The sequence below is a fragment of the Pseudomonas reidholzensis genome (assembly GCF_900536025.1).
GTDB lineage: Bacteria > Pseudomonadota > Gammaproteobacteria > Pseudomonadales > Pseudomonadaceae > Aquipseudomonas > Aquipseudomonas reidholzensis.
Map to the genome: position 1 here is coordinate 77701 of NZ_UNOZ01000035.1, position 20187 is coordinate 97887.

Annotated in this window: 18 protein-coding genes; 5 read left to right on the forward strand and 13 right to left on the reverse strand. The window is 65.3% G+C overall.

Translation table 11 applies throughout. The annotated features are described in order from the left end of the window. Positions 1-48: 48 nt before the first annotated feature. From CCOS865_RS24760 to CCOS865_RS24790, 7 genes are all read right to left on the reverse strand, one after another. Positions 49-2490, reverse strand: a complete 2442-nt coding sequence (locus tag CCOS865_RS24760; protein ID WP_119145826.1) for a TonB-dependent siderophore receptor — start codon at positions 2488-2490, stop codon at positions 49-51. Between the two features lie 58 nt (positions 2491-2548). Further along, entirely contained in the window at positions 2549-3508 is a 960-nt protein-coding gene (locus CCOS865_RS24765) for a FecR domain-containing protein (protein WP_244216174.1), read from the reverse strand. After that, the gene (locus tag CCOS865_RS24770; RefSeq protein WP_244216175.1) at positions 3505-3990 is read right to left on the reverse strand and encodes a sigma-70 family RNA polymerase sigma factor; all 486 of its coding nucleotides are present in this window, start codon (positions 3988-3990) and stop codon (positions 3505-3507) included. Before CCOS865_RS24770 ends, CCOS865_RS24765 begins: the two co-directional genes overlap by 4 nt. A gap of 104 nt (positions 3991-4094) precedes the next feature. Next, positions 4095-6602: a TonB-dependent siderophore receptor gene (locus CCOS865_RS24775; protein ID WP_119145830.1), complete on the reverse strand. Its 2508-nt coding sequence runs from the start codon at positions 6600-6602 to the stop codon at positions 4095-4097. A gap of 77 nt (positions 6603-6679) precedes the next feature. After that, complete coding sequence (locus CCOS865_RS24780; RefSeq protein ID WP_119145975.1) at positions 6680-7639, reverse strand: FecR family protein; 960 nt, start codon at positions 7637-7639, stop codon at positions 6680-6682. Then, positions 7630-8151 carry a sigma-70 family RNA polymerase sigma factor gene (locus CCOS865_RS24785; RefSeq protein ID WP_119145831.1) on the reverse strand — a complete coding sequence of 174 codons (522 nt, stop codon included), beginning with the start codon at positions 8149-8151 and terminating at the stop codon, positions 7630-7632. The genes CCOS865_RS24780 and CCOS865_RS24785 overlap by 10 nt, the downstream gene beginning before the upstream one ends. 66 nt (positions 8152-8217) lie before the next feature. After that, on the reverse strand, positions 8218-8835 hold the full coding sequence (locus CCOS865_RS24790; RefSeq protein WP_119145833.1) for a LysE family translocator: 618 nt from the start codon (positions 8833-8835) through the stop codon (positions 8218-8220). A gap of 235 nt (positions 8836-9070) precedes the next feature. On the opposite strand from CCOS865_RS24790, the gene CCOS865_RS24795 reads away from it, so the two are divergent. Continuing rightward, the gene (locus CCOS865_RS24795; RefSeq protein WP_119145835.1) at positions 9071-9985 is read left to right on the forward strand and encodes a LysR substrate-binding domain-containing protein; all 915 of its coding nucleotides are present in this window, start codon (positions 9071-9073) and stop codon (positions 9983-9985) included. Here the strand turns inward: CCOS865_RS24795 and CCOS865_RS24800 are convergent. Beyond that, a complete protein-coding gene (locus tag CCOS865_RS24800; protein WP_167469106.1) occupies positions 9925-10509 on the reverse strand; it encodes a YcbK family protein in 585 nt (194 codons plus the stop codon). The genes CCOS865_RS24795 and CCOS865_RS24800 overlap by 61 nt on opposite strands. Positions 10510-10813: 304 nt before the next feature. On the opposite strand from CCOS865_RS24800, the gene CCOS865_RS24805 reads away from it, so the two are divergent. Further along, positions 10814-11503 (forward strand): NYN domain-containing protein, encoded by a 690-nt coding sequence (locus CCOS865_RS24805; protein ID WP_119145837.1) that lies wholly within the window; start codon positions 10814-10816, stop codon positions 11501-11503. A 41-nt stretch (positions 11504-11544) separates the two neighbouring features. Here CCOS865_RS24805 and can read toward each other — a convergent pair whose 3' ends face one another. The 3 genes from can to CCOS865_RS24820 are packed head-to-tail and all read right to left on the reverse strand — an operon-like array spanning position 11545 to position 13469. Beyond that, a complete protein-coding gene (can, locus tag CCOS865_RS24810) occupies positions 11545-12183 on the reverse strand; it encodes a carbonate dehydratase (protein WP_119145839.1) in 639 nt (212 codons plus the stop codon). A gap of 51 nt (positions 12184-12234) precedes the next feature. Further along, positions 12235-12690, reverse strand: coding sequence for a ribosomal protein S18-alanine N-acetyltransferase (gene rimI / locus CCOS865_RS24815; RefSeq protein WP_119145841.1), 456 nt, complete (start codon positions 12688-12690; stop codon positions 12235-12237). Continuing rightward, entirely contained in the window at positions 12687-13469 is a 783-nt protein-coding gene (locus tag CCOS865_RS24820; protein WP_119145843.1) for an energy transducer TonB, read from the reverse strand. The genes rimI and CCOS865_RS24820 overlap by 4 nt, the downstream gene beginning before the upstream one ends. Positions 13470-13659: 190 nt before the next feature. Here CCOS865_RS24820 and mksB point away from each other — a divergent pair, with 190 nt between their 5' ends. Genes mksB through mksF form a run of 3 tightly spaced genes read left to right on the forward strand, consistent with a single transcriptional unit; the run spans position 13660 to position 18453 of the window. Continuing rightward, positions 13660-14928: an Mks condensin complex protein MksB gene (mksB, locus tag CCOS865_RS24825; protein WP_119145845.1), complete on the forward strand. Its 1269-nt coding sequence runs from the start codon at positions 13660-13662 to the stop codon at positions 14926-14928. After that, complete coding sequence (mksE, locus tag CCOS865_RS24830; protein ID WP_119145847.1) at positions 14918-15625, forward strand: Mks condensin complex protein MksE; 708 nt, start codon at positions 14918-14920, stop codon at positions 15623-15625. Before mksB ends, mksE begins: the two co-directional genes overlap by 11 nt. Continuing rightward, positions 15622-18453, forward strand: a complete 2832-nt coding sequence (gene mksF / locus CCOS865_RS24835; RefSeq protein ID WP_119145849.1) for an Mks condensin complex protein MksF — start codon at positions 15622-15624, stop codon at positions 18451-18453. The genes mksE and mksF overlap by 4 nt, the downstream gene beginning before the upstream one ends. Positions 18454-18570: 117 nt before the next feature. Here mksF and CCOS865_RS24840 read toward each other — a convergent pair whose 3' ends face one another. Together CCOS865_RS24840 and proB are read right to left on the reverse strand one after the other, a co-directional pair. Continuing rightward, positions 18571-19026, reverse strand: a complete 456-nt coding sequence (locus CCOS865_RS24840; protein WP_415842607.1) for a CreA family protein — start codon at positions 19024-19026, stop codon at positions 18571-18573. Positions 19027-19036: 10 nt separating this feature from the next. Beyond that, entirely contained in the window at positions 19037-20155 is a 1119-nt protein-coding gene (proB, locus tag CCOS865_RS24845) for a glutamate 5-kinase (protein ID WP_119145979.1), read from the reverse strand. Positions 20156-20187: the final 32 nt, after the last annotated feature.

Here is a 20187-nt window from a genome sequence, read left to right on the forward strand (position 1 = left end):
GCATCTACCTCCCGCCTGCGCCCGTAGCGCTGGCGGGAGGCAGCCGAATCACCAGTTGTAGGTGAGGTCGGTGGTCATGGTGCGCCCTTCCCCGTAGTAGCAGTCCCACACGCTGGTGCAGCTGCTGACGTACTTGCGGTCTTCCAGGTTGTGCACGTTCAGCTTCAATCGCAACCCGCGGACCTGCAGCGGTGACGCACTGAAGTCATACGACAGCATGGCGTCATACACGGTGTAGGACGGAATCACGAAGTGGTCATCGGCGTACTGCGTACCATCACTGCCGCGCACATAGCGGGCACCGACCCCGCCGCCCACCCCACGCCACAACGTATCACCGCGCACCTGGTAATCGAGCCAGAGCGATGCCGTCAGCGGTGAAGTGCCGGCCATATGCCGCCCCTCACGCCCATCGTTGTCCTTGACGAACTTGACCTGGTTGCGCGCCACCGAGGCGATCAGGTTGAGATCCTGCGCCAGGTTGGCCTTGCCTTCCAGCTCCACCCCACGCGAGCGCACCGCACCCGACTGGTTGCTGTAGGGCGACCCCGCCTCGACCGAGGTCAGCACGTTCTTCTGGTCGATCTGATAGACCGACAGCTGGACGAAGCTCTCCTGCCCGGGCGGCTGGTACTTGATGCCCGCTTCATACTGCTTGCCGGTCGAGGGTTCGAACGGCTTCTGCTCGGCGTCGGTACCACTGAGCGGCAGGAACGATTCGGAGTAGCTCAGGTAAGGCGTGACGCCGCTGTCGAACTTGTAGCCCAACCCCGCGCGACCACTGAACTTCTCATCGCGGCTGCCGCTGCGCGCACTGGTCGGTGGTACGCGGTTGTCGGTCTTGGCCCAGTCATAGCGGCCACCCACGGTGAGGAACCAACGCCCCCAGTCGAGCTGGTCCTGCAGATAGACGCCGGTCTGGTCGATCGTGTTGTCCCAACGGGTCGGGTTGACATAGTTCAGCGACTGGCCGTAGACGGGGTCATACATGTCGATGATCGGCGGGTTGAAGTCATAGCGGCCAAGGAACTGCGAGTTGGAGTGGTAGCGGTCGACACCGATCAGCAGGGTGTGCTGGACCTCGCCCGTGGCGAAGCGAGCCTGGGCAATGTTGTCGATGCCCAGGACCTTGTTCTTCTGCGCCCAGTCCACCCCGTAACGGGTCATGTAGCGCTGGTCGTTGGCCCCGGTCTGCGGGTTGGTGACGAAGCGATAGCCATGCAACGGGGCCACGTAACGGTCATCGACCGAGGCATAGCGGGTGTTCTGGCGCAGGGTCCAGACGTCGTTGAGGGCATAGCTCACTTCATAGCCGACGCTGAACTGCTCACGGTCATAGCTGTTGAGGTCGGGCTCGCCAATGAACGTGCTGCGCTTGATCCGCCCTTGTGGGCTGGAGAACACCGTGCCCACGGCCGGCAGGCCCTGGGCCTCGGGCACGTCGTTGTCTTTCTGGAAATGCCCGTAGACCGTCAGGCTCAACTGGTCGTTGGGGTTCCAGGTCAGGCTCGGCGCGAGCATGTAGCGCTTCTGCTCGGTGTAGTCGATTTCGCCATTCTTGTCGGTGACGGTACCGGTCAAGCGATACAGCCACTCACCTTGCTGATCCAGCGGGCCGCCAAAGTCGAAGGCGCCGTAGCGGCGGTCCTGGCTGCCACCGCCGAACACGATCTCATGCAACGGCGTGGCGGTCGGGCGCTTGGAGACCATGTTGATGATACCGCCAGGCTGGTTCTGGCCGTACAGCACCGAAGCCGGGCCCTTGAGCACTTCGATGCGTTCGAGGGTGTAGGGGTCGATCTGCAGGGCGCCACCGGTGCTGCCATTGCCGTAAGGCAGGTGCAGGCCATCCAGGTACAGGGGCGTCGGCAAGAAGCCGCGCGAGGTGACTTCGTCGAACAGGCCGACCCGGTCAGGAAAACCGCCGCCCGTGATCCCCGGGGTGTAACGCAGCGCTTCGGTGACGGTCTGTGCGCCCTGTGCGGTGATCTGCTGGGCGGTGACGATGTTGATCGTCTGTGGCACCTCCAGCAGCGAGGTGTCGGTCTTGGTGGCGGTGCCGGTCCGCCGCGCCACGTAACCTTGCACCGGGCCCCAGGCGTTTTCCAGCGCACGGCTGTCGACCTGGGTCGGCGCCAGCTCGAGGGCGTCGCCGCTCGCCTGCGGCTGCAGGCTCCAGGTACCGCTGGCGGTGACACGCAGGGCCAGGCCACTGCCGGCCAGGGCACGCTCGGCCGCCTCTCGGGCGCTCATCCGACCGACCACGGCGGGCGCCTGGCGGCCCTGGACCAAGGCCGGCTCGGCCGACAGCACCTGGCCACTGTCGCGAGCGATGCGCGCCAGGCTATCGGCCAGCGGACCTGCGGCGATGTCGTAGCGGTGCACGGTGTCGATCGCTTCAGCAGCCACGGCCTGGGCGATCAGGCCGGGGCTGCTGCCCATGGCGATAGCCAGGGCCAGCAGGCTGGGGCGAAGGGCAAAGTTGGACATGGGTATCGCTCAACGTGAGTGGAAGTTACACACAGGACACGCCAGCGCGTATTTCCCCTCACCCGTTTTGCAATTCGATCCGCGTCAGCCAGAAACCACGCCGCTCCACGCTGATCGGCAAGGTCTCAGCCAAGGCCTGCAGGGTGCGCTCCACCTCGCCCAACGGGAAGCTGCCATACACCCGCAATTGCGCCGCCTGCGGGCTGATTCGCAGCAGGCCGGCGTGGTAGGCGCGCAACGCCTCGACCACCTCACCCAGCGGCTCGTCGCGCACATCCAGATGGCCTTGGGTCCAGGTGCTACGTGACCACAGCGACACCGCTTGCGGCTGCACACCGCGCCCATCGAAGCGCAACACCTGACCGGCCTCGACCTCGACGCTCGCGCCTTGCCCGGCGGCCAGCAGCACCCTGCCCTGCTGCACGCTGAGCAGCGTCGCGTCGGGCTGCTGGCGTAGCAACAGCGTGGCGCCATTGCACTGCAATTGGCCGTCACGGCAGCGCAAAATCATCGGCCGAGCGGGTAGGTCAGCGGCCGTCAGGAGCATCGCCCCTGCGAGCAGGTTCAACTGCCGAGCGGTGTCATCCAGGCGTACATCGACCGCACTGCGCGCGTCCAGCTGCAACCGGCTGCCGTCCGCGAGAGTGACGCGCCGACGCTCCCCGGTGCCGGTGCGCAGGTCGGCGAAGAGCTGCTCCAGCGGCGTCAGGCGGTTGACCCAGGTGGCACTGCCGAGCGTCAACAACACCGCCGCCAAGCCGCCGCCCACGAGCCTGCGGCGCGACAGCTGAGCGCTCTGGCGTAGCGCCCGCCCGGCCAGTTGCACTTGGCCGGTGGCCTGCAAATCAGCCAGGGGCGCGGCCAGGACACCGTTGACCCGTTGCCAGGCGGCCTGGTGGGCAGGCGCCTGGGCCAGCCACTGACGAAATCCGGCATGCGCGGCGTCGTCCGGCGGCAGCCGTTCGAGCAGCAACAACCAGTCGACCGCATCGCGAGTGGCTTGCTCGAGCGCACTCACGGCGTGACACTCAGGCAGTGCAGAAAGGCCCGGCGCAGGTCGCGCTCGACCGTCGCCAGGGAGACCCCCAACTGTTCTGCGATGTCTGGCTGGCTCAGGCCTTCGAGCCGATGCAGGATGAACGCATGACGTGCCCGGGCGGGCAGGCCATCGAGCAGGCGGTCGATTTCGGCCAAGGCTTCTCGCACCAGCGCCAGCTCCTCGGGCGAGGGATGACACTGCTCAGGCCAGTGCGCCAGCTCTTCCAGGTAAGCCTGTTCCAGCGCCCGCCGCCGATACAGGTTGCTCAGCAAACGGCGGGCGATGGTCGCCAGAAACGCCTTGGGCTGGTCGAGGCTGGCCAGTTGCGGCGCATGCAGGGCCCGCACGAAGGTGTCCTGGGCAAGGTCGGCGGCATCATGCGGGCAGTTCAGCCGTCGATGCAGCCAGGCGCAGAGCCATCGGTGATTGGCGTGGTAGAGATCAGCAGCGGGATCGGACACGGAGCAAGCCAGGCGCAAATAGTAATACCTATCATTAGCATGGCATCGGGCCATAGCACAATCCCTTGATCCGGCCCGCCCCACCGCGCGGTCAACTCACGTCATCAGAACTCCCACTTGCTGCTGAGCATGAAGTTGCGCGGTTCGCCATACGCGGCGCTGTTGAAGTTCTGGTCCAGCGCACTGAAGTACTGCTTGTCGAACAGGTTGTTCACCGTCGCCGTCGCTGACCACTGCCGGGTCAACTGGTAACGCGCCATCAAGGTGGCGATGGCGTAGTCGTCCTGCTTGATCTTGACCGGATTGCTCACCTGCCAAGGCGTTGCGGTGTACTGCATCGAACTCTGCCAGTTGACACCACCGCCGACCGTCAGCTTGTCCAGCGCACCGGGCAATTGATAGGTGGTCCACAGCTTGAACATGTCCATCGGTACCGTGGTCTTGACCCGCTCACCGTGTTTGTCTTCGACCTGCGAGTGGGTGTAGCTGGCCAGCAGGTTCCAGCCCGGTGACAGCTCGCCGTTGATCTCCATGTCGACGCCACGGGTCTTGGTCTGCTCACCGCGGTAGGCCGTGATCAGGCCATCACTGCCGTCGACCACACCGTCCGCCACCGCGTCGTTGTCCAGGTTCACTTCAAACAGCGCGATGGCGGTGTTCAGCCGCCCGCCAAAGTACTCGCTCTTCAGGCCGATTTCGTAGTTGTCGCCCTGGCGTGGCTCGAGCAACTTGCCGGCGCGCGTACGGTAGGGCTGCGGCTTGAAGATGCTGGTGTAGCTGGCGTACAGCGAGTGCACTTCATCGAGGTCATAGACCACGCCGGCATACGGGGTAACCTCGCCAGTCGCCTTGACCGAGTCGTCGGTGCTGTAGGGCAGCAGGCTGTTGACGTGGTAATCGAGCACGGCGTCGTACTGGAAGTTGCTGACCCGCGCGCCGAGAATCAGTGACAGATCGTCCGTGGGTTTAAGTCGCGTAGCCAGGTAGGCGCCGGTCTGGCGCTGGTCGATGTTGTCGTCTTCGCGGTTGAAGTTGTAGGCCGGGGTCGGGCCTTGGTTGTCCCAGTTCCAGACATTAACCGGCACGCCGCTGACGCCGTTGTTGCTGGCGCCATTGGCGAGCAGATTGCCGAAACCGTTGCGGCGGTTTTCATAGCTTTGATAGTTGAAGCCCATGACCAGCTCATGCTCGCGCCCCAGCAACGCGAACGGGCCGCTGAGCATGACGTCGACGCCACGCTGCTTCTGGGTGTTGTCGCCCTTGGTGGCGGTATAACGCAGGCCGTCGCCAGTGCTCGGATTGAGCACGCCGGTGGTGGTACCGACGATCACCGAATCGTACTCGCGGGTGCCGTACAAATAGTTGGCCGCCACCTTCAAGGTCCAGTCGTGGGCCAGCTTCTGTTCCACCGAGGCGAAGGTGTTGACCGACTCCTGGCGGTTGCTGCTGTCACGGCTGGCGCCGTTGCTCGAACGCGGCATGTGGTACTGATAGCCTTGCCCTGCGGCATTGCTCGCCACCACCGGCAGACCCGTGGTGGAGAAGCCTCGCGGGTTGCTCTCAAGGTAATCGACGCCCAGGGTGAACAGGGTATCGGGGCTCAGGTCGACCTCGGTGATGCCGTAGAGGATGGTCTTCTTCTGCTCCAGGTGATCGGTAAAGCTGTTGCCCTGCTGATAGGCCGCGACGGCACGACCGCGGACTACGCCGTTGTCGGTCAGCGGCCCGGAGACATCCACCTCGGTGCGGTACAGGTCCCAACTGCCGAGACCGGCACTGACATAGCCCTTGAAGGTCTCGGTCGGTTTCTTGCGCACCAGGTTGACCGTCCCCGAAGGGTCACCGGCGCCGGAGAGCAACCCGGTGGCACCGCGGACGACCTCGACATGGTCATAGATCGCCATGTCGGAAAGCGCCTGGGGCAACGCCTGGCTGAAGGCGAACGAGGTGGTCGGCATGCCGTCGTATTGATAGTTGTCGATGGCAAGGCCGCGCGAGTAGACATACAGACGATCGCTGCCTGGGCTCTGCACATTGATCCCGGCGGTCTGCTCGAGCACCTGGCCGATGCTGCGCAGGTTCTGGTCTTCAATGCGCTGGCGAGTCATCACGCTGACCGATTGCGGCGTCTCGCGCAGGCTCAGGTTGAGCTTGGTGGCGGTGCGGGTAGCGCCGGTGGTATAGGCGCCGGTACCCTCCGTGGTGGCGCCCAGCGATTGGCTGTTGATGGTCGTCGCGCCGAGCTCCAGGGCGTTGTCGCCGGCGGCCGCGCTGCTCAGCACGTAACCATCGGCGCTGCCCAGCGCTTGCAGGCCCTGGCCGCCCAACAGCAGCGCAAAGCCTTGCTCGACCGCGTAGCTGCCCTGCAGCCCGGCGCTGTGTCGCCCCGCCACCTGCCCAGCCTCGAAAGAAATCGCCACGCCGGCCTGGCGCGCAAAGCTGCTCAGCACGTCACCCAATGCGCCCGGAGCAATGTCATAGCGCTGCACGTGCTGCTGGGCCATGACCGCCGGCGCCAACAGCAGCGGCAGGCTGCCCAGGCCAAGGTGAATGCCCAGAGCCAGTGCATTGCCAGGCTTCAAGGGGATGCGCGCGCGCAAGGTTGAAAGCATGTTCCCGATACTCCGTTATGTTGGTTAGTGACAAGGACGCACGGGATCGGAGAACTGGAATCAGATGGAAATGATTTTTATCGCGGCGCGCTCGGGGGCAGCACAGAGACGCGAGTGAGCCACGGTGTGTAATGCTCGATACGGATCGGCACGCTGCGCGCCAGCAGGCGCAACGCGCGCTCACTGTCGTCGGCCGGCAGTACTGCGGTGACCTTCAGCGCCGCCAGCGCCTGGCGATCAAACGACAGGTAACCGCGATGATTGCGCGCCAAGCGTTGCAGCACCTCGCTCAGCGGCTGCTCGCGAACCAGCAGCTGGTGCTGCTGCCACGCCTGCTGCAAGCCCTCGCCATCAATCGGCTGTGGCGCACCTGGCCCGTGGCTGTCGAAACGCAGTTCCTGCCCTGCCGGCACCACCACGCGCTGGCCGCCGCTGTCGACTTCGGTGCTCGACTCGATCATTGCCAGACGGGTCTGGCCGGCCAGGCGCTCGACCACGAAGCGCGTGCCCAGGGCCCGCACGCTGCCATGCTCGGTGACGACCCGGAACGGCCGGGCAGGATCCTTGGCCACCTCGACGAGGATTTCCCCCTGGCGCAGGTGCAAGGTGCGGCTGGCGCTGTCGAAGTCCAGGTCGACCGCGGAACGGCCATCCAGCCTGAGCTGGCTGCCATCCGGCAACTGCCGGGTCGACCACTCGCCGCTGGCGGTGCGGATGTCGGCCAACAGGTACGCCGGCGGATACTGCTGCAAGGCCAGCCCGACCGGCAGCGTCAACAGCGCGACCAGCGCCAACGCCTTCAACGTGCGTGCACTGCGCGGTTGCTGCTTGAGAGCAATCAAGGCGCTGCGGGCGGGCGCGTGGTGCAGTACCTGCAAAGGCGCCAGCGCGCCCTGCAGGTGCTCGAAGGCTTCACGGTGCTCAGGGCCGGCAGCCAGCCACGCAGCAAACGCTTCGCGGTCCTGCGCACTGGGTTGATCGTCCAGGCGCACCAGCCATTGCGCCGCCTCGCGCAACAGCGCCGGGCTTACAGACATGCGTGCGCCGCGGCATGGCATTGCAGCAAGGCTTGCACCAGGTACGTCTGCACGCTCTTGGTCGAGACCTGCAGACGTGTGGCGATCTCAGCATGGCTGAGGCCTTCGAGGTGGCGCAGGACGAAGGCCTGGCGTACGCGGGGCTGCATCCGCGCCAGCGCCCGGTCGATCTGCTCGAGCGCCTGCACGACGGCCAGCACCTGCTCGGGCGACGGCGCGTGCTCGAGCTGTTCGGCATGCATCAGCAACGCCTCGCGGTAGGCCTGCTCGAGCTTGTGCCGCCGGCCTCGATCGATCAGCAGCCGCTTGGCCACTGTCGCGAGAAATGCCCGTGGCTCGCGGGGCGCGACGTAGCTACCTGCGCAAAGCAACCGGACGAACGTGTCCTGGGCCAGGTCCTGGGCATGCTGCGGGCATTGCAGGCGCTGGCGCAGCCACACCAGCAACCAACCGTGATAGCCCTTGTACAAGGCGTCCAGACTGTCGGCGGAAATGGGCGGCATGGCTTTCATCGCGGGGCTTCGCAAATGGGAATGATTCCATGTTAATGGCGCGGGGCAAGCTGATGCAATCTTTGCTCAACGCACCCCCGACACCATCACCGCCAGGCCGAGCCCGATCAGCGCCACGCCAATCAGCCGATCGACCAGCCGCTGCCGCTCGATCATGGCCGTGCGCAGCGCGGCGCTGGAGAAGAACACCGCCACCAGGCTGAACCACAGCCAGTGCGCCACCGACATGAACGCGCCGTAGGCGAAATCCAGCGCCAGCGAGCTACCTGGCTTAACGACCTGGGTGTAGGCGCTGATCACGAAGAGCAGGGTCTTGGGGTTCAGCGCATTGGTCAGAAAGCCCGTGCGTAATGCCGCCACCAGACCGCTGCGCTGGACCTGGACACCCGCGTCGAGGTGGATGCGGGTGGTATTGGTCAGCGACTTGTAGCCCAGGTAGATCAGGTAGCCGGCGCCGAGAACTTTCATTGCCAGGAACAACGCCGGGCTCTGGCTGATGATCACGGCGATACCCAGCACCGTGTACAGCACATGCACCTGCACGCCGAGGGCGATGCCGATCGCTGCCGCCAGGCCGGCCTTGCGGCCCTGTGCATAGCTGCTCCGGGTGACCATGGCGAAGTCGGCGCCTGGGCTGATGACCGCTAGCAGGGTGAACAGGGCGACGGCGATCAGTTCATTCATTGGGCTTCCTCGATAAGCGATGAAAATGCACAGAGCGCCGATTATCGAAGACTTATCCACAAGCAAAAATCGATTTATAGTGAGACTGATATGCTAGTTTTTCTCACAGACAGGTAGCGGTTGCGCTGGCCTCTTCGCGGGTAAACCCGCTCCTACAGGGTCATCAGGCGGCGCTGCAGCACCTTGTGGGAGCGGGTTTACCCGCGAAGAGGTCGACCCAGACAATCGAGAAGCCATGAAACTGCCCCCCCTCAACGCCTTCCGCTACTTCGACATCGCCGCCGAAACCGAAAGCTTCGTGCGCGCGGCCGAACACCTGCACGTCACCCACGGCGCCGTCAGCCGCCAGGTGCGCTTGCTTGAAGAGAGCCTGGGCGTCGAGCTGTTCGAACGGCGCAACCGGGCGATCTTCCTCAATGCCGCCGGCCGCACCCTGCACGCCACCACCCAGTCGCTGTTCAGCCAGCTCGAAGGCACCGTGCAGCACCTGCGCCAACAGGTGCAGGACACGGTGCTGGTGCTGTCGTGCGAGCCAACCATCGCCATGCGCTGGCTGATCCCCCGCCTGCCGGGCTTTCAGGCCGCTCACCCGGATATCCAGCTGCACCTGGTGGCCGCCGGCGGGCCGGTGGACTTCGCCCGTGGCGGCATCGACCTGGCGCTGCGCCGAGACGACTTTCACTGGGACAGACACCTGCACAGCCGCAAGATCTGCGACGAGTGGGTCGGGCCAGTCTGCCGCCCCGGGCTGGGCAACACCCTCGACCAGCGCCTGCTGCACAGCCGCACCCGTGCCGATGCCTGGGCCAACTGGTTACGCTTGAGCGGCGAACGCGCCACGTCGAGCGAGCGCAGCGACTATGAGCATTTCTACCTGTCGGTGCAGGCCGCCAGCGCGGGCCTGGGCATGGCCATCGCCTCGGCATTGATGGTCAGCGACGAGCTGGACAGCGGGCAGTTGCACGCGCCCCGCGGCTTCCTGCGCGATGGCTCCGCCTACCACCTGCTCAGCCCTCAGCCCCTGGACGATGGCAGCCATCGCCAGCGTTTTGCCGAATGGGTCAGCGCTGAATGCCAGGCGTGCCTGTGTCAGCTGGGTTTGGCACAGAACGACGAGCCGGCGCTGCCATCACCGCCCCAGGTCCGGTAACCCGCCGTGTCGAGATGGATACGCCCTGACGGATAACGCCCCAGGCCCATGTTCCAGGCCTGCCCATGCTGCTGCCAGAAACTGCACAGCGGATTGGGGTCGGCCCACCCGGGCAGCAGCAGATCGACCGCGAATGCACGGGTATGCGCGCTGTCCCGCGCGCCGCCGGCGCAGGCATTGAGGCGCGGCTCGCGATAGGCCGAGACCACTTCGAACTGGCGCAGGATGCCTAGCTGATCGAGGCGCTGGACCAACGCCAGGGTCGAGCGCACAGCCGGCCATTGGCTGGCCGGTGGCACGGCAAACGGTGATGCCTGGCAAAGGCGCCAGTCAGAGGCCGAGCGCAGCAGTTGATGAATCGGCACGACGCCATACACGCGCGCATCCACCAGCATGTCGCGAAACGGCCGGGTCTGGTGATCGCCCGCCCACTGGGCAAACATCCACAGGTCACGCTCGTCGCCCTGCGCCCCACCCGCCGCCAACAGGGCCCCTGCCAAGGCCAGCATCCTCGCGTGTTTCATGCCCTACCTCATGGTCGAGTGAGAGCCTGCGGCTCGGTACACCACTGCCAGCCAGTAAAGCATGCAAAATCCGGCTCATACGCCGCAACACACTCTCTCTGCCAAAACGGCCTGGCGTGGCGTGATCTGAGTCATGATTGACGGGCGCCAATGCCCCTGATACGAATTGCACGTTGACTGCGTCGATCACGGTGGCATAATCAGACCCACTACTCAGCCCCGTACGCGACGATTCAGTTCGTCGGCTGTTGGGGTGAAGAAACCGGCCTAGCGCCGGTTTTTTCGTTTTCAAGGAATGAAAACATTGCGTACTGCGTGCTTTATCGACGGCTACAACGTGTTCTACGGCCTGGTCGCAGGCACGTCTTACAAATGGCTGGATCTGCCAGCGTTGCTAGGGCATATCCTGCACGTAGAGCAACCCCACAGCCAGCTCAGCTCGATGAGCTTCTTCACCTCAGGCGTCAAGCCTGCACTTGCAAGCCGCGGGTCGTTGTCCAAGGAAGCCCAGGACACCTATCTGCGGGCGTTGATCGCACGCGGCGTGGCCGTCTTCCACGGCCGCCATCAGCTCGAGCCTCGCAGCGCACCTCGCTTCATCAGCAAGCAGACGCCACCGTGCAGGCGTGATCAGGTGGCGATATGGAAGCTTGAAGAGAAAGAAACGGACGTTCACATCGCAATCAGCATGTATCGCCTTGCTGCCCGTCAAGCCGGCCTGCAACCTGAAGAACGCATTCAGCAGATTGTCCTGGTGTCTGCCGATACCGACATGACTCCAGCCTTGAGGGCCTTACGGGAAGACTTTCCGGAGTTACGGCTAGGTGTAGTGCTGCCTCACAGGGAAGGCATGAAGCGCACCCCGCCCGGCTCGCTTAAAAACTACGCCCACTGGATGCGTCATGTGGTGACTAGCCAAGAACTCGCCGCACACCAGTTTCCCGATCGGGTCCCTACTCGCAAGCGGCCGGCAATCAAACCTGACTATTGGTAAGCGCGCTTGCGGCTGCTACGGCAAGGTGTGCGCCAGCAGCCCTACTCCAAAGCCCGCAGGCGATACTGCGGTGGCAGCTGGGCGAAGCCGCTGATGGTGGTGTCCAGGCTCTTCCAGCGGCCATCCTTGATGCCGTAGATACAGCCGTGGATCGACAGCTCCTGGCCGCGGTGCCAGGCGTTCTGGATGATGCTGGTGTGGGCGACGTTGGCGACCTGCTGGATCACGTTCAGCTCGCACAGGCGATCGACCTGCGCCTCTTCGGTGTCGAGCTTGGCCAGCTCGCCGCGCTTCTCGTAGTACAGGTCGCGAATCGAGCGCAGCCAGCCGTCGATCAGGCCCAGCTGGCGGTCCTGCATGGCCGCGCGCACGCCACCGCAGCCGTAGTGGCCGGTGACCAGGATGTGTTTGACCTTGAGCACCTCGACGGCGTACTGGATCACCGACAGGCAGTTGAGGTCGGTGTGCAGCACCACGTTGGCGACGTTGCGATGGACGAACAGGTCGCCCGGCAGCATGCCGACGATCTCGTTGGCCGGCACGCGGGCGTCGGAACAGCCGATCCAGAGGAATTCCGGGGTCTGCTGGCGCGCCAGCTTGGCGAAGAAGTCTGGGTCGCGCTGGGTGATGGCGTCAGCCCAGCGCGCGTTGTTGTCGATCAGTTCCTGCAGGTCATGCATGGTCTTATCTCATCAGGTTATGCCTGTGTGACTCGACCTGCCCCCGCAAGGTCACTCCTCGAACAGGGTGCAGGCCATCACCAGGGCGTCTTCGCGTCCACCGGCCATGGGATAGTAGTCGCGGCGCCGGCCGACTTCGTTGAATCCGTAGCGTTCGTACAATCGGTAGGCCGACTGGTTGCTGGCGCGTACCTCTAGGAAGCACTCGCGGCCATTGAGCTGGTAGGCGCGGCCCATCAGGTGCTCGAGCAGCCGCAGGCCGAGGCCGCGGCCCTGGTTCTCCGGCTTGACGGTGATGTTCAGCAGGTGCGCCTCGTCGATGATCACATTGATCACGCCATGGCCGACCTGCTGGTGGCCGTCGAACATCAGCCAGACTTCGTACGACTTGAGCGCATCCTGGAAGATCCCGCGGGTCCAGGGATGACTGAACGCGGCATATTCGATCTTAAGCACGGCATCCAGATCCGCCTCGTTCATCGGGCGGAAACTGATCGAATCACTCATTCATCGCTCTTCCAGCGCGCCATCAGCCGGCGCATCGCTTGCCAGACGTCCGCTTTGCGTTGCGGCTCGTCCATCAACAGTTCAAGGCCCGGCAAGGCCCAGGCGTCGCCCAGGCCCTCGACCTTCAGTTCTTGGTAATAGGCGTCTGCCTGGGCCTGGCCGGCGTAACGCAGGGCGGGCAGACCGATCAGCCACAGGCAGGTGCAGGGGGTTTCTTCCAGGCGCGCCTGGATAAAGCCCTGGACGAAGTCGCGCGCAGCCTCCGGCCCCTGGTCCATGTTGCCGCGCACCAGCAACGGCCAGCGCACCGGCTCGCCGATGATCTGCGGGGCATCCGGCAGGCCGGCGGCGCGCAGCATGTCCTTGAGCAGCAGGTAGGACGGGTCGCGGCTCTGGAACGGCTGACCCGTGGCGAGTTCGACCAGCAGCAGGCAGCTGCCAGCGCGCAGCAGCTGCAGGGCGAAGCGTGGCGGCGGTATCGGGGCTGGGCGCACGACCGGCGCGGCTTCTTCGGCCTCGACCGGCTTGACCACCGGCTTGGCGATGCTGCCCGGGCGGGTGATCTCGATCTTCGGCCGCTCGATCGAGCGTGCTTGTGGCGCCACCGGCAGTGGCGCCGCGGCAGCCGGCCGGGCCTCGAACTCGGGTTCGTCGAGCGGCGCCAACGGCAGCAGCAGTTCCGGGCGCGACGGCGCGGCGAACGGCAGTTCGGCGCGCGGCAGCCAATGCACCACTTGCATGGCGGACAGGTAGGCGCGGCGGCGGGACTCGATCAGCACAGCACGGTCATCCGGGGAAAAGTCAGTCGACCATTCTAACGCCCTTGGCCGACCAGCGCCGCTACTGGCTGGCGGAAATTTATCGCCTGCAACACCCTGACTAAAACCCATTACGGACCAAGGGGTGAAATCCTCCCCCCGGTATGCAGTACAATCGCCGCTTTTAACTTGGCAACGAGTTGACCCGCCGATGATCGAACCCAAGCGCGTCCTGCGCGCCCTTGCCGAACACTGGGCATTGATCGAGCCGCTGTGCGAGCGCTTCGACCAGGGCACCCTGAGCCTGATCGAACTGCGCCAGCAACTGGGCCGCCAGCAGGTGGAAAGCACCCCGCAGGACATCACCCAACTGCTCGATGTGTGGATCCGCCTGGACATCCTGGTGCCCGTGGCGAAGAGCCCCAACCGGTTCGAGCTGAACGCCCAGATCCACGACTTCCTGGCGTACCTGCGCCGCGAGCACCGGCTTGGCCTGTGCCTGGAGATCGAGGCCTACCTGCGCCACCTCGAGCGCTTGGCCGGGCATATTCAGGACGCCTTCGACAACCGCGACAGCGACGACCTGGCGCGCCAGCTGCGCTTGCTCGACATGCGCGTGCGCGACGTGCTGAAGAAGCTCGACAACGACGAACAGGCGCTGGTCGCGGTGGCTGAACGGGCCAAGACCAGCAACCGCCAGATCCCGCTGCGCCAGCGCTATGCCGAGGTCCTGGCGACCTGGGACGAATACGTCGAGCCGATGATCCAGCTGGTCAACGCCGACGGTGCCTTCGAGCAGGGCGTGCGCAAGGTCGAGACCGTGCTGTTGCGCCTGCTCGGCGAACAGGCGCGGCTGGGGCACCTGGTTGACGACGACATGCTGCTGCGTACCCACGCGCGGATCCTCGAGATGCAGACCAGCGCCCAGCTGACCCTGCGTCACGCCCGCGAACTGCTGCTGCCGCTGCGCGAAGAAGCCCGCCGGCACAACGCCGTGACCCGCGGCGCGGCGCTGGCCCTGTCGGTGATCCGGCGCAAGGGCATCGATGCCGTGCCGCACGCGGCCATGCCACTGTTCACCCGCCCGCAGAGCACCTTTCTCGGCAGCGCCAGCCAGGTCGAGGCGTACGTCTATGCCCTGGCCCGCTTCGAACCCAAGCCAGCGCGCTTCCCCAAGGCGCACAAGACCGACAAGGGCCCGACCCCGGCTGCGCCGCGCACGGTCAAGGAAATGCTCCAGCGCTGCTCGGCCGCCCTGCCCCTGCCCGACCTGATGGTCTGGCTGCTCGAGCAGGAGCCCGAAGGCGCCACCGACGAACTGCTGTACTGGTTCTCGCGCCTGTCGCGGGAAAAGCGCTTTGCCCGCGAACGCCTCGAACGCCGCGACTACTGCACCCTCGAGCACCGGGTCAGCCTGCGCTCCTTCGCCTTGACCGCCCCATCGCCTGAATCCACCGCGAGCCCAGCCAATGCATCTTGATCTTTCCGAACTGTCCCAGCTCGCGCCGATCTTCCGCGAGCTGTTCAAGGGTTTTCACGTCAGCCGCCGCGACCCGGAGCTGTACGCCCAGCTGTCGAACTTCCAGGACCAGTACCGCACCCTGTTCAAGGCGCTCGGCTTCGAGCTGGTGTGCGATACCCGCGGTTTCTACTACTTCGTCCCTGAGCTGGCGGCCGCGCAGGTCAACAAGACCGCGCAGCGCCTCTCGCTGTTCACCTTCATCCTGGTCGAACACCTGGCCGACCAGGGCCGCGACCCGATCGCCGTGCTCGATGGCGGCAGCATTGGCCGCGATGAGCTGCCATCGCTGCTGGACAAGTACCGCGACCTGTTCATCCAGGCTGAAGTGCAGACCGTCGAAGAGCTGGAAGAAAAGATCCTGCGACGCATGACCCAGCTCGGCTTCGCCCATGAGGAAGGCGGCATCTACCGCTTCCTGCCGCCGATGCACCGCTTCCTCGACGTGTGCCTGTCGGTCCAGCAGGACCGCGACCTGGCCGCCACCCTGCACAGCGACCTGCCACTGCCGACGCCGGTGCTGGTGGAGGAAGAAGACCCGGCGCAGTTCAACAGCACCGACGATCCGCTCGACCTCACCCCGTTCGACGGCGACGAAAGCGAAGAGGACGCCTTGGCCCGGGCCATCCGCGAAGAGCAACAGGAGATTGACGCATGAGCCAGGAACGCTACGGCATCCGCCGCTTCGCATTGCTCAACACCGCCGGCTACAGCCTTGGCCTGTTCCCCCTGGAGCACCCGCTGTCGGTCTACGGCGCAAACAACCTGGGCAAGTCGGCCTCGATCAACGCCCTGCAGTTCCCGATCCTGGCGCGCATGTCCGACATGAGCTTCGGCAAGTACAGCCTGGAGCAATCGCGCCGCTTCTACTTCGCCAGCGACACCAGCTACATCCTCTGCGAACTGAACCTGCCGCACGGCCCGCACGTGATCGGCGTGGTCGGCCGCGGCCCGGGCGGCGGTTTCGGCCACCAGTTCTTCGCCTACAAAGGCGAGCTGGACCTGGCCCACTACCAGAAGGACGACACCTGCCTGCGGCAGAAGGAGCTGTTCACCAACCTGGAGCGCAATGGCCTCAAGGCCTACGAGCTCAAGCCTGACGAACTGCGTCGGCTGTTGGTCGGCGGCCACACCTCGGTGCCGCTGGACCTGACCCTGATCCCACTGCGCTCGACCAGCGAGCAGAGCCTGAAGACCTTCCGCGCGCTGTTCATCAACCTGCTGCACATGCGCGAGATCACTGCGGCCAAGCTCAAGCAGCTGTTCCTCGATGCCTTCGAGCACAGCCTGCGCTCGGGCAGCGTCGACTACATTGCCGCCTGCGAAGAAGCCTTCCGCGACGTGCGCCGCATGGAGCAGGACTACAACGCGCTGGTCTCCGCCGGCCCGCTGGTCGAGGCCCTGGCCGGCGGCGTGGCCCAGCGCAATGTCCTGCGCGGCAAGCTGCACCGGATCTCGCCACTGCTCGACAACCTGCTCGGCACCTGGCAGGAGTACGCCATGGCGCGCAAGGAAGAGCTGGTGATCCAGGCCGAGCACTACCGTGGCGAGCAGGACCGGCTGCAGAACGACCAGCGTGGCGGCACCCAGGAGCTGATGCGCCTGGAGCGTGAAATCACCGGTATCCAGCGCTGGCTCGGCGAACTGTCGGTGCTCAAGCACCGCTTTGCCCTGGTCGATGACGTCAAGGTTCTCGAGCAGCAGTTGCTCGCAGCCAAGGACGCCCACGACGAACTGGCCGGCGCCCTGGCCCAGTCGCGGCAGTTCTCTGCCGAAGACCTCGACGAGCGCGTGCGCGACCTGGAAAAACGCGTCAAGGCGGTCAAGCAGCAGCTCGATCACGCTGACAACAACAGCTACGCGCGCCTGCGCGAAGAGTTCTCCCAGGGCGATGTCGACCGCCTGATGCGCCTGTTCAACGGCGCGCTGTTCAGCCTGCCGCTGGGCGAGCGCGGCATCGAGCTGGACGACAGCGACCTGTGGGTAAAATCCCTCGAAGCGGTGCTCGAGCGCTTCAAGGGCGAGCGCTTCGAAGTGCCGGGGCTGTCCATCGACCTGTCGCACATCGACCCGCCGGCGCTGCAGGCGCTGGCCGACCGCGCCGCCCTGCGCGACCAGAAAGAGCGCCTGGAAAAAGAACTCAAGCAACTGCGCACCCAGCAGGCGGTCTCCGCCGACCGCAGTGCCAGCAAAGCGCAGACCGAGGCCCTGTACCAACAGGTGCTGGACGCGCAGAAAGCCCTGGAAGACTTCCGCCGCAGCCAGACCCTGGCCGCCGAAGAGCCCGAGAAGCTCGAGCACTTGTCCCAGCTCGAAGCTGCCCAGGACGAGCTCAAGCGCTCCAGCGACGCCTTTACCGAGCGCGTCCAGCAGCTCTCGGCCAAGCTGCAACTGGTCGGTCGCCAGCTGGCCGACCTCGAAGCCAAGCAGCGCACCCTCGAGGACGCCCTGCGCCGCCGCCAGCTGCTGCCTGCCGACCTGCCCTTCGGCACGCCGTTCATGGAGCCGGTGGACGACTCCATGGACAACCTGCTGCCGCTGCTCAACGACTACCAGGACAGCTGGCAGGGCCTGCAACGGGTCGACAACCAGATCGAAGCGCTGTACGCCCAGGTACGCCTCAAGGGCGTGGCCAAGTTCGACAGCGAAGACGACATGGAGCGCCGCCTGCAGCTGCTGATCAACGCCTATTCGCACCGCACCGAAGAAGCCCTGACCCTGGCCAAGGCCCGCCGCGCGGCGGTCACCGACATTGCCCGGACCTTGCGCAACATCCGCAGCGACTACGACAGCCTCGAGCACCAGCTGGCCCTGTTCAACCGCGAGATCAACAAGCGCCAGGTGTCCAACCTGGAGAGCTTCCGCGTGGTCCTGGCGCCGAACAAGGAGGCGCTCAAGCACATCGACCAGATCATCCACAGTGCGGGCAAGTACGAGGAAGGCGAGACCCTGTCGGTGTTCGACCTGACCCAGAGCAGCGACCAGGATCACAAGAACGAAGAGGCCAAGGAGTACCTGGCACGGCTGGTGGCGGCCAACCACAACCAGCTGGGCCTCAAGGACCTGTTCGAACTGGCGTTCGAGATCACCAAGGTCAACGGCCAGCCGGTGATCCACGCCGACATCGACGGCGCCGCGTCCAACGGCACCACCATGACCATCAAGGCGCTGACCAACATGTACTTGTTGCTGCACCTGATGGACCGCGACCTGGCCGGGCGCATTCGCCTGCCGTACTACCTCGACGAGGCGGCGGACATCGACGAACGCAACCAGGCCGCCCTGCTCGAAACCAGCCAGCAACTGGGCTTCGTGCCGATCCTGGCGAGCGTCAAGCCGCAGGTGTCGGCGCACGTGGCGATCGACCTGGAAGGGGGTAGCGGGCCGAATGGCATCTACATCGATGAGTCGGACTGGAAGTACATCAGCCGGATCGATGAGGTGAAGGCGGTGGTGCGTGAGGATCAGGCCGAAGAGCTGGCCTGAGATCGGTGCACGGGGGCGCTATGCGCCCCTTTTTGCAACCACTGGCACCCTGCGGTGCCTGTAGGCGCTGGCTTGCCTGCGATGGAGGCCGAAGGCCTCCCACAGGTCAACCCGGTATCACTGAGCCCACGGCACGATCGGAATCGCCGTCACCGCATTCTGCGGGCTGCCTTCGATCAACCGGTCGCTGTACACCAGGTACACCAGGGTATTGCGCTTCTTGTCGAGGAAGCGCACCACCTGCATGGTCTTGAACACCAGCGAGGTGCGCTCCTTGAACACCTCCTCGCCATCCTTGAGCTCACCCTTGAAGTTGATCGGCCCGACCTGACGGCAAGCGATCGACGCTTCGGCGCGATCCTCGGCCAGCCCCAATCCGCCTTTCAAGCCGCCAGTCTTGGCCCGCGACAGGTAGCAGGTCACGCCCTCGACCTTGGGGTCATCGAATGCCTCGACCACGATCCGGTCGTTCGGCCCGACGAACTTGAATACGGTCGAGACCTGGCCAACCTCTTCGGCCCCGGCAACCATCGGCAGCAGCAATGCCGCCACGGCAAACAGCCTTTTCAGCATGTGCATGTCCTCAGACCAGAACCAGGTTGTCACGGTGCACCAGCTCCGGCTCGGCACTGTAACCCAGCAGGCTCTCGATGGCGTCGGACGGCTGACCGATGATCTTCTGCGCCTCCAGGGCGCTGTAGTTGGCCAGGCCACGGGCGACTTCCTGGCCATCAGGGCCGACGCAGACGACCATCTCGCCACGCCGGAAGCTGCCCTGCACGGTCTTCACGCCGACCGGCAACAGGCTCTTGTTGGCGGCGCGCAGTGCCTGTACGGCACCGGCGTCGAGGACCAGGGTGCCGCGGGTCTGCAGGTGCCCGGCCAGCCACTGCTTGCGCGCGGCGAGCATGCCGCGCTCCGGCGACAGCAAGGTGCCCAGGCGCTCGCCGGCCTTGAGCCGGTCGAGCACGCGCTCGATGCGCCCACCGACGATGATCGTGTGCGCGCCAGAACGCGCTGCCAGGCGCGCGGCGCGCAGCTTGGTCTGCATGCCGCCACGGCCCAGCGCACCGCCGGTACTGCCGGCCACGGCGTCGAGCGCCGGGTCATCGGCACGGGCTTCGAAGATCAGCTGCGCATCGGGGTTGTTGCGCGGGTCGGCGTCGAACATGCCGTCGCGGTCGGTGAGGATCACCAGCAGGTCGGCTTCGACCAGGTTGGCGACGAGGGCCGCGAGGGTGTCGTTGTCGCCGAAGCGGATCTCGTCGGTGACCACCGTGTCGTTCTCGTTGATCACCGGCACCACACCCAGGTCGACCAGGGTGCGCAGGGTGCTGCGGGCATTGAGGTAACGCTTGCGGTCGGACAGGTCGTCGTGGGTCAGGAGGATCTGCGCGGTGTGCTTGCCGTGCTCGCCGAAACTCGACTCCCAGGCCTGCACCAGGCGCATCTGGCCCAGCGAGGCGGCCGCCTGCAGCTCGTTCATGGCACTCGGTCGCTTGGTCCAGCCAAGCTGGCTCATGCCCGCGGCCACGGCCCCGGAGGAGACCAGTACCAGTTCAACGCCCGCTTCGCGCAAGGCCACCATCTGCTCGACCCAAACACCCATGGCACCGCGGTCCAGGCCCTTGCCATCCGCGGTCAGCAGGGCGCTGCCGATCTTCACGACCCAGCGCTTCGCGCCCGTCACCTTGCTTCGCATCTTCACCCAACCCATGTCGATTCGTAGATACC